Below are 8,823 nucleotides of genomic sequence, written 5' to 3' on the forward strand. Positions count from 1 at the left end.
GTCGGCATGCACCGCATCGCGCACTGGCTGTTCGAGGCGCGGCTTTTCTTTCTCGCGCGCTTCGTCAATCACCTCTCGCGCTTCCTGACCGCGATCGACATCCATCCGGGCGCGACGATCGGCGAGCATCTGTTCATCGATCACGGTTTCGGCGTCGTGATCGGCGAGACCGCCGAGATCGGCGATAATGTCTCGATCTATCAGGGCGTGACGCTCGGCGGCACCGATCCCGCGAACGGCATCGGCGGCAAGCGCCACCCGACGCTCGCGAACGACGTCATCGTCGGATCGGGCGCGCAGATCCTCGGCCCTGTCACCGTCCACGCGCGCGCACGCGTCGGCGCCAATGCGGTGGTGACGAAGGACGTGCCCGAGGGCGCGGTGATGGTCGGCATTCCGGCGCGCTCGACCCTGCTCGACGCGACCGAATATGCCCGCGAATTCGTGCCCTATGGCACGCCCTGCAGCGAAACCTTCGACCCTGCGACGCAGAAGGTCGAACTGCTGCAGTGCCAGCTCGACCAGATGCAGAAGCAACTCAAGGCGCTGCTCGAAGAGCGCGAGCTCGCCGCCGTCGATGACGAAGCGCCGCGGCGCAAAGGGAGCCGGACCGGCGCCTGATGGGAACCGTGACGTCCTTGCCGTTCGGAAATGGTCGGGCGGCACCGCAACAGACCGGCTTCGAGCGCCCCGAGCTCATGCGTATCCTCGACCTCTACGGTCGCATGGTCGCGGCGGGGCACTGGCGCGACTATGCGATGGATTTCCACCGCGACGCCGCGATCTTCTCGGCCTTTCGCCGCGCCGCCGAGCGCCCCGAATATCGCATAGAAAAACGCCCCGCCTTGCGGAGCCGGCAGGGCATGTGGGCCCTTGTCTCCGAAGCCGGGGCGATCCTGAAACGCGGGGACGAGCTTTCGAATGTGCTCGCCCCCGTCGAACGCAAGCTTATGAAGCTGGTATCGGACTGACCGTCCGCACCGTCGCCGGCAACTGGTCGGCGATATTCGGCGGCAGGAAGCCGACCACCACCGCCCGCGCATTCTGCCAGAAGGCCGAGAGCAGCAGCAGCGCCGAACCGATCACGAACGCCGTCAGCGCGACGTTGAGTTCGACCGCGCCGAAGGTGTTGAACAGCTGGGTCATCGCGAACAGCACATAGGCGAGCGCCGACACCAGCAGCGCACGGCGATCGATCGCGAGAGCGATCAGCCCGAACAGGATATAGACGGCGATCACCATCACCGCCGCGGCGCTGCCGATGTCGTCGCCGCGCGTGACGCCGAGCAGGTGGAAGATCGGGTGCGCGATCATCGGCGCGGCGAGCAGGTGGAGCCAGAAGGCGACGTCGCTGCGCCGCGTCTGGCGCACGCGGTCGCTGCGGTCCCACCACATCGCGAGCGCGAAGACGCCGAGGCCGGCGATCAGCACGAGCGCCATCGGCAGCGTGCCGTCGGGGCTGGGCATTCCGGTGATCGCGAGCACGAGCGCGACCGCGGTCGCCGCGAGCGCGGCGGTTCCGGCGGCGACGGTGATCGGCACCATGAAACGCTTCCAGTGCGCCCAGGTCGCGGCGGCGGTGATCAGCGCCATCGATCCGACGAGGATCGCGCCGATCGTCTCCGACGGACTGCTGCCGAAAATATCCTCGCCATGCCTGACGAGGAACCCGACCATCGTTCCGAACACCCCGCCCGAAAAGGCGAGGACGAGGACGATGCTGGGCAGCGCCATGCGGCGTTTGCGGGTAAAATATTCGGCGAGGAACCAGGCCGAGCCGGCGACGAAGGCGCCGCCGAGCGCGGGATGGATCGACGCGCCGATCCAGCCGACCGCGACGAGCAGGATCACCGCCGCGATGCTGACGAAGATATCGTTGAAACCGGTGATGAGGCGGAATGATTCCTCATCGGCTCCGGGGGCGGCGCGCACCGATGCGATATGCGAGCGGAAAGCCGATGCGGCCTCCGGCGTCAGTACCTTTGCATCGACCGCGGCTTGCAGGTCGCTTTCACTATACATCGGGGTCGTCCTTCTGTCCGATCCCCTTGCCCCGGGGGCGTTTTATCAAAACTGTATTAGTGATGCAACACAATAAGTCAGGCGAAGATATGCGCGGCGGTGAGCCGCTCGCGCTGTGCCGTCGTGATCCGGTCGACCAGCCGCCACGCCGCGGGATAGAGCGCAAGGCTGACGAGCGACGCAAGGATGCCGATCTGCTGGCCGGTCCGGAGTTCTTCCGCCGACGCGGGGTTGATCGTCAGGCGGAGCGCGATGTTCGATGCGATGTTCGCGAACACCCATGTTCCCCACCAGATGGCGAGCAGGCTTTCCGCCCGCTCGAGTTCGTCGCCCTGTCCGCCGTGGCTCGCATTCCATATCTGCCGCATGGCCGCATAGGGTTTGAAGAGATTGGCGATGGGAACGAAGAACCAGCCGACCGCCCAGCCCGGCGTATAGTCGAAGCCGACCACGCCCGCGGCGACGATATTGGCGGCGGCGCGATAAATCCACATGCCGAAGAAGACGACCGTGATCAGCGTCAGCAACAGGTCGGCAAGGCCGGCCGCGGCATAGGCGGCCGCCCCGCCGGTAAGCGGCGCATTCTCGTCGAGCGAAATGATGCCGCGCAGTTCGGCGATCTGGCCGAGAAGGCTTGCCCCGATCACGGCGAATCCCGCGATCAGCAGGAACTTCACGAGCTTTGCCCGCTGCGCCAGCAGGTCGATTCCCTCGAAAAGTCCCATGATCGCCATGACATTCCCCCGCGGATGCGCCGCCCCGGCGCGCCCGCGGGGGAATATATCAGGTTCAGCCCAGCGCCATCAATGCCTTCATGACATTCATCGACTGCTCGCTGCCCGACTGGGGGACGGTTTCGCCGTTGCGGTCGATGATCTTCTCCCACGCCGCCGCGACGCCCTCGGGGGTGCGCTCGCCTTCGGGAAGCGCGACGCCCGGCGTCATCGTGACATAGGCGGCGTGGAACGCGCCCGCGCCCGCGCCGACGATCATGTTGGTCGGGGCGTCTTCGCTGACGAGGTAGAGCGCGGCCGGAACGACATTCTCGGGCGTGAACTTCTCGAACAATTCGGCGGGGAAGATATCCTCGGTCATGCGCGTTCCCGCGACCGGGGCGATCGTGTTGCAGCGGATGTTGTATTTCGCGCCTTCGAGGTGAAGCGTCTTGGTCAGCCCGGCGAGGCCGAGCTTCGCCGCGCCGTAATTGGCCTGTCCGAAATTGCCGTAGAGGCCGGTCGACGAGGCGGTCATCAGGATGCGGCCATAGGCTTGTTCGCGCATCAGCTCCCAGCACGCCTTGGTGACATTGGCGCTGCCGCTGACGTGCACTTTCAGCACCAGGTCGAAATCGGCGGGTTCCATCTTGGCGAAGCTCTTGTCGCGCAGGATGCCGGCATTGTTGATCAGGACGTGGACGCCGCCCCATTCTTCCTTCGCCTTGGCGACCATTTCGACCATCTGGTCATATTCGGTGACGCTGCCGCCGTTCGACATGGCGGTGCCGCCGGCCGCGCGGATTTCCTCGACGACCTGCAGTGCGGCGTCCGAATGGCCGGTGCCGTCGCGCGACCCGCCGAGGTCGTTGACGACGACCTTCGCGCCGCGGCGGGCGAGTTCCAGCGCATAAGCGCGGCCGAGGCCGCCGCCGGCACCTGTAACAATGGCAACACGCCCGTCAAATTTGATCGTCATGATGGTCTCCCGGAAAGGGCAAGCCGGAGAAAGGTTGCCCGAAAAAACTGGAACGTCCTTAGCCGTTCGCTCCTCGCTGGCAAGAGGGAGAGAAAAGTGCAGGGTGAAACAAAAATGTCATGCAAATGACGTGTACCTGTCACTTAAGCGTCATAGCAGCGCCTCCAGATTGTCACCTTTCGCAACGGAGCAAATCTTCATGCGCCACACCCTGACCGCCGCTCTGCTGGCGACATCGATGTTCAGCTTTCCGGCCGCAGCGCAGGCGCAGGCGGTGACCGCCGAGGAAGCGGCGCAGCTGCGCGCCGAGCTTGCGGCGCTGAGGGCGCAGGTGCAGACGCTCGAAGCCCGGCTCGACGCGGCGACCACGCAAACCGCGCCGGCGCCCGCTCCGGTGCCGACGCCCGCGACGCCGTCGGCTCCGGCGAAGCCGGCGACCGAAATCAGCTGGAAGGCCGCGCCCGAGATCAGGACCGCCGACGGCTGGAGCTTCAAGCCGCGCGGGCGCATCCAGCTCGACGTTGCGAGCGTCGATGCGCCGGCGGGCGTGACCGGCCTTCGCGGGGGTACCGCGACCGAGTTCCGCCGCGTCTACCTTGGCGTCGACGGCAAGATTCCGGGCGGCTTTTCATACCGCGTCGAAGCCGACATAGCGAACAGCACTGTCGAGCTGACCGACATCTATCTGACCTATGGCACCGGTCCGGTCTCGGTAACCGCCGGTCAGGTCAAGGTTTTCACCGGCCTCGACGACATGACGAGCGATCTTTTCACCAGCCTCACCGAGCGCGCGGCCTTTGTTCAGGCGTTCGGCTTCGAGCGCCGCGTCGGGCTCTCGGCGCAATACAAGGGGAAGGCGCTTCTCGTGCAGGGCGGGGTGTTCGGCGACAACGCCCTCGACCTCACCGACAGCAACCACAGCATGAGCGTCGACGGCCGCGTCGTCTTCATGCCGAAGTTCGGCAAGACGCAACTCCATCTCGCAGCGTCGGGCCATTATCGCGATCCCGATGATCCCGCGGCGACGGGCCGCTACCGCGCGCGTCCCTTCGTCCACACGACCGACGTTCGCCTCGTCGACACCGGGCTGATCGACGTATCGAAGGAACGCGGGCTGGGGCTCGAGGGTGCGGTCCTCTCCGGCCCGTTCCACGCGGCGGGCGAAGCCTATTGGCACACGGTCAAGCGCGCGGGCGCCGTCGACCCGACCTTCTTCGGCGGTTATGCCGAAGTCGGCATGGTGCTGACGCCCGGCGACGCGCGCGGCTACAAGGATGGAGCCTTCGACCGGCTGAAGCCTTTGAAGCCGATCACCGCCGGCGGGATCGGCGCGATCGAAGTCAACGCGCGCTACGACCACCTCGACCTCAACGATGCGGGTATCGTCGGCGGGCAGCAGAAAGCGGCGCTGATCGGGCTCGTCTGGGCGCCGATCGAATATATCCGCATCACCGCCAACTACGGGAAATTGTGGATCGACGATGCGCGCATCCCGACCGCTACGGGCGACCGCAGCTACAAGGCCGATACCTTCGGGCTGCGCACCCAGGTCGATTTCTGACGCCGCGCGGCGACCGCTCAGGGCTGAAGTGTCGCCGGCGTGCCCGGCTTCACCATCTGGGCCAGCCGCGCCGCGTCCCAGTTGGTGAGGCGGATGCAGCCATGGCTCTCCGCCCGGCCGATCGTGTGCGGTTCGCTGGTGCCATGAATGCCGTAATGTGGCTTGTTCAGGTCGAGCCAGACGACGCCCACCGGGCTGTTCGGACCGGGTTCGAGACGCTGCGAGTCCTTGCTGTCGCTCACATCCCAGAACAGCTTCGGGTTGTAATGGAAGTCGGGATTGCGGCTGACGCCCTGGATCTTCCATTGCCCGATCGGCAGCGGATCGCGGCTGCTGCCCATGGTCGCGGGAAATTGCGCGATCAGCCTGTCACCGGCACCGAACGCCTTCACCACACCCTCGGACTTGTCGACGACGACTTTCTCGGCTTGTGGCTGCTCCGACGACACGCCGAGGCGGCGGAGCGTGTCGTTCCACCCGCGCGGGTCGCTGACGGCATCGCGCGCCTTGGCATTCGGGATGTTGGGCACGCGGATCGCCTTGCCCGCGCCGATGGGCGTCGACGCCGAATTCATCGCGACGATCGCCTCGGGCGTCGTATGAAAACGCTCGGCAAGCGCTTCCATCAAATTGCGATAGCCGAGCGTCGGGAGCTTTGCCTGCCCGGCGGCGTCGGCGGGGAAATCCGGGAAAAAGGGGCCGGCGGCGAAGCCGGCGGGGATGACGACGACGCGCGTCGCGGGAATATCGCGCCAGCGCTCCATGCCGGCGAGCGTCGCCTCGTCGAGCTTGCCGGTATCGGGCAGGTCGTTGGCCGTCTGGAATCCGCGAAGCGCGGCGAAATAGGATTGGCCCTCCTTGCCGTCGATCACGCCGGGCGAGAAGCCCAGGCGGTCGAGGATGACCTGCGCGCGCAACGCGGGTGTTTCCGGGATGGAGGATTCTTCGGCCTTGGCATCGGCGAAATCGAGCGTCGCGGGCTCGGTCGCGGATGGTTTCCGCTGCTGTTCGCTCTTCGGTCCGGATGGCGCATTGCAGCCGCCGAGCAGAAGCAAGGTAACGAAATATGGCGTTATTTTCAAAACCTGTCCTTTCCTGGCCTTCACCTGTTCAACGTGAAGGTCCCGGAAAGGATGCGCTCCGACGGGGCCGGCTGGCCGATGCGCCGGCCGGTCCGGTCAATTCCTAGACGCTCTTGCCCGCATCGAGCGCATAGCCCGCCGAGCGGACGGTGCGGATGATATCGCTCGTGCCGGGCAGGTTGATCGCCTTGCGCAGGCGGCGGATATGGACGTCGACCGTGCGCAGTTCGATGTCGCTGTCCTGACCCCAGACGCTGTCGAGCAACTGCCCGCGCGAGAAGACGCGGCCCGGATGCTCCATGAAATGGCGGAGCAGGCGGAACTCGGTCGGCCCCATCGCGACGATCTGGTTGCTCCGCACGACCTTGTGCGCGACCGAATCGAGCTCGATGTCGGCATAGGTCAGCATCTCGCCCGCGAGGGCGGGGCGCAGGCGGCGGAGCACCGCCGACACGCGCGCGACCAGCTCGCGCGGGCTGAACGGCTTGGTGACATAGTCGTCGGCGCCGGTTTCGAGACCGCGGATGCGATCCTCCTCCTCGCCGCGCGCGGTGAGCATGATGATCGGGACGTTCGCCGACTTGGGATTGCGGCGCAGGCGCCGGCAGACCTCGATGCCCGGCAGGCTCTCGATCATCCAGTCGAGCAGGACGATGTCGGGCACGCGTTCCTCGACGAGGACGAGCGCCTGTTCGCCGTCGGGGGTCTGGCGGACCGAAAAGCCTTCGCGCGCGAAATGCCAGACGATGAGCTCGGCGATCGCCTCGTCATCCTCGATCAGCAGCAGATCGGGCTGCGGCATCAGCCTTGCTCCTGCTCCGCGGCGCCATCTTCGGGCTGTTCGCCGCGCTCGCGTTCCTCCATCCGTTCGCCGGTTACGACATAATAGACCATCTCGGCGATGTTCGTCGCATGGTCGCCCATGCGTTCGAGGTTCTTGGCGACGAACAGCAGGTGCGCGCTTTCCGAGATATATTTCGGATTTTCCATCATGAAGGTGACGAGCGTGCGGAAGATGCTGTTGTAGAAATCGTCAACATTCTTGTCGCGGACGGTGACGCGCACCGCGAGCTCGGCGTCGCGCGCGGCAAAGCTGTCGAGCGCGTCGTGGACCAGTTCGGCAACCGCCGACGACATCGACGTCAGCACGGGGATTGCCTCGATCTGGCGCGTCTGATCCATCAGCGCGACGCGCTTGGCGATATTCTTGGCATAATCGCCGATGCGCTCGACGACCGATACGATCTTCAGCGCCGCAATCATCTCGCGCAGATCGTCCGCCATCGGGGCGCGGAGCGCGATCGTCTGTGTCGTGAGCTGTTCGATTTCGGCTTCGAGCGCGTCGATCTTCTTGTCGTCGCGCACGACCTGCGCCGCGAGGTCGAGGTCGCCGTTGCTGAGTGCGGTCATCGCCTGGAGCAGCGCCTGTTCGGCGCGGCCTCCCATCTCGCTGATCAGGCCGCGGAGGCGGTTCAGATCCTCGTCGAAAGCCTTGACCGTATGATCGTTCGTTAGTGCCATCACTCTTGTCCTTTTGCGCCGCGGATCAACCGTAGCGGCCGGTGATATAGTCCTTGGTGCGTTCCTGCTTCGGGTTGGTGAAGATGTCGGTGGTCTTCCCGTATTCGACCAGGGTTCCGAGGTGGAAAAAGGCGGTGCGCTGCGACACGCGGGCCGCCTGCTGCATGTTGTGCGTGACGATCACGATCGCATATTTACCGCGCAGCTCGTGAATAAGTTCCTCGATCTTCGCGGTCGCGATCGGGTCGAGCGCCGAGCAGGGCTCGTCCATCAGGATGACTTCGGGGTCGACCGCGATCGCGCGCGCGATGCACAGGCGTTGCTGCTGGCCGCCCGACAGCGCGGTGCCGCTCTCGCCGAGCCGGTCCTTGACCTCGTCCCACAGGCCGGCGCGCACCAGCGCGCGCTCGACGATGACGTCGAGGTCGGCCTTGTTCGGCGCGAGGCCGTGGATGCGCGGGCCATAGCCGACATTGTCATAGATCGACTTGGGGAAGGGGTTCGGCTTCTGGAACACCATGCCGACGCGCGCGCGCAGCTGCACGACGTCCATCGACGGCGCATAGATATCCTCGCCGTCGAGTTCGATCCGGCCCGTGACCCGCGCGCTCGCGACCGTGTCGTTCATGCGGTTCAGCGAGCGCAGGAAGGTCGATTTGCCGCAGCCCGAAGGGCCGATGAAGGCGGTGACGAGGTCGGTGCCGACGTCGATCGACACATCCTTGATCGCCTGTTTCTCGCCATAGAAGACGTTGACGCCGTGCGCCTTCATCTTCGGATCGGTAATGGTCAGGTCTTCTTGGGTCATGTTCACCAGCGTTTTTCGAATTTGTTGCGAAGATAGATCGCAAAGGCGTTCATCGACAGCAGCACGACAAGCAACACGATGATCGCGGCGGAGGTTTTCTCGACGAAGCCCCGGTCGACTTCGTCCGACCAGAGGAA

10 protein-coding genes and 1 pseudogene are annotated in these 8,823 nt (G+C 65.4%); 3 read left to right on the forward strand and 8 right to left on the reverse strand.

Annotated features, from left to right (window positions below; all coding sequences use genetic code 11):
• The coding region (gene epsC / locus JHC57_RS19065; protein ID WP_294032071.1) for a serine O-acetyltransferase EpsC at window positions 1-621 on the forward strand (621 nt) is incomplete at its 5' end.
• Window positions 621-971, forward strand: coding sequence for a DUF2794 domain-containing protein (locus JHC57_RS19070; RefSeq protein WP_294032072.1), 351 nt, complete (start codon window positions 621-623; stop codon window positions 969-971). The genes epsC and JHC57_RS19070, both read left to right, overlap by 1 nt.
• Here the strand turns inward: JHC57_RS19070 and JHC57_RS19075 are convergent.
• The 3 genes from JHC57_RS19075 to JHC57_RS19085 form a co-directional block, all read right to left on the reverse strand.
• Window positions 949-2,022 carry a hypothetical protein gene (locus JHC57_RS19075; RefSeq protein ID WP_294032074.1) on the reverse strand — a complete coding sequence of 358 codons (1,074 nt, stop codon included), beginning with the start codon at window positions 2,020-2,022 and terminating at the stop codon, window positions 949-951. The two genes, JHC57_RS19070 and JHC57_RS19075, sit on opposite strands and share 23 nt — an antisense overlap.
• A 77-nt stretch (window positions 2,023-2,099) precedes the next feature.
• The gene (locus tag JHC57_RS19080) at window positions 2,100-2,756 is read right to left on the reverse strand and encodes a DUF4328 domain-containing protein (RefSeq protein WP_294032076.1); all 657 of its coding nucleotides are present in this window, start codon (window positions 2,754-2,756) and stop codon (window positions 2,100-2,102) included.
• A 55-nt stretch (window positions 2,757-2,811) separates the two neighbouring features.
• A complete protein-coding gene (locus JHC57_RS19085) occupies window positions 2,812-3,714 on the reverse strand; it encodes an SDR family oxidoreductase (protein WP_294032077.1) in 903 nt (300 codons plus the stop codon).
• 199 nt (window positions 3,715-3,913) lie between these two features.
• On the opposite strand from JHC57_RS19085, the gene JHC57_RS19090 reads away from it, so the two are divergent.
• Window positions 3,914-5,275, forward strand: a complete 1,362-nt coding sequence (locus JHC57_RS19090) for a porin (RefSeq protein WP_294032079.1) — start codon at window positions 3,914-3,916, stop codon at window positions 5,273-5,275.
• A 17-nt stretch (window positions 5,276-5,292) separates the two neighbouring features.
• On the opposite strand, the gene JHC57_RS19095 is transcribed toward JHC57_RS19090, so the two are convergent.
• The 5 genes and pseudogenes from JHC57_RS19095 to JHC57_RS19115 all read right to left on the reverse strand — a co-directional run.
• Window positions 5,293-6,357, reverse strand: coding sequence for a L,D-transpeptidase (locus JHC57_RS19095; protein WP_294032081.1), 1,065 nt, complete (start codon window positions 6,355-6,357; stop codon window positions 5,293-5,295).
• A gap of 103 nt (window positions 6,358-6,460) precedes the next feature.
• Window positions 6,461-7,159: a phosphate regulon transcriptional regulator PhoB gene (phoB, locus tag JHC57_RS19100; protein WP_294032082.1), complete on the reverse strand. Its 699-nt coding sequence runs from the start codon at window positions 7,157-7,159 to the stop codon at window positions 6,461-6,463.
• Window positions 7,159-7,878, reverse strand: a complete 720-nt coding sequence (gene phoU, locus JHC57_RS19105; protein ID WP_294032084.1) for a phosphate signaling complex protein PhoU — start codon at window positions 7,876-7,878, stop codon at window positions 7,159-7,161. The genes phoB and phoU overlap by 1 nt, the downstream gene beginning before the upstream one ends.
• A 25-nt stretch (window positions 7,879-7,903) precedes the next feature.
• Window positions 7,904-8,686 carry a phosphate ABC transporter ATP-binding protein PstB gene (gene pstB, locus JHC57_RS19110; RefSeq protein ID WP_294032086.1) on the reverse strand — a complete coding sequence of 261 codons (783 nt, stop codon included), beginning with the start codon at window positions 8,684-8,686 and terminating at the stop codon, window positions 7,904-7,906.
• 2 nt (window positions 8,687-8,688) lie between these two features.
• Window positions 8,689-8,823 (reverse strand): annotated as a pseudogene (locus JHC57_RS19115) (phosphate ABC transporter, permease protein PstA); the annotation flags it as partial.

Origin of the sequence: Sphingopyxis sp., assembly GCF_016463645.1 — a bacterium.
Classification (GTDB): domain Bacteria; phylum Pseudomonadota; class Alphaproteobacteria; order Sphingomonadales; family Sphingomonadaceae; genus Sphingopyxis.

What these genes read in the sequence shown, in the direction of transcription:
- JHC57_RS19070 (WP_294032072.1), top strand. Translation starts at nt 621, where the DNA reads ATGGGAACCGTGACGTCCTTGCCGTTCGGAAATGGTCGGGCGGCACCG.
- JHC57_RS19075 (WP_294032074.1), bottom strand. Translation starts at nt 2,022, where the DNA reads ATGTATAGTGAAAGCGACCTGCAAGCCGCGGTCGATGCAAAGGTACTG.
- JHC57_RS19080 (WP_294032076.1), bottom strand. Translation starts at nt 2,756, where the DNA reads ATGGCGATCATGGGACTTTTCGAGGGAATCGACCTGCTGGCGCAGCGG.
- JHC57_RS19085 (WP_294032077.1), bottom strand. Translation starts at nt 3,714, where the DNA reads ATGACGATCAAATTTGACGGGCGTGTTGCCATTGTTACAGGTGCCGGC.
- JHC57_RS19090 (WP_294032079.1), top strand. Translation starts at nt 3,914, where the DNA reads ATGCGCCACACCCTGACCGCCGCTCTGCTGGCGACATCGATGTTCAGC.
- phoB (WP_294032082.1), bottom strand. Translation starts at nt 7,159, where the DNA reads ATGCCGCAGCCCGATCTGCTGCTGATCGAGGATGACGAGGCGATCGCC.
- phoU (WP_294032084.1), bottom strand. Translation starts at nt 7,878, where the DNA reads ATGGCACTAACGAACGATCATACGGTCAAGGCTTTCGACGAGGATCTG.
- pstB (WP_294032086.1), bottom strand. Translation starts at nt 8,686, where the DNA reads ATGACCCAAGAAGACCTGACCATTACCGATCCGAAGATGAAGGCGCAC.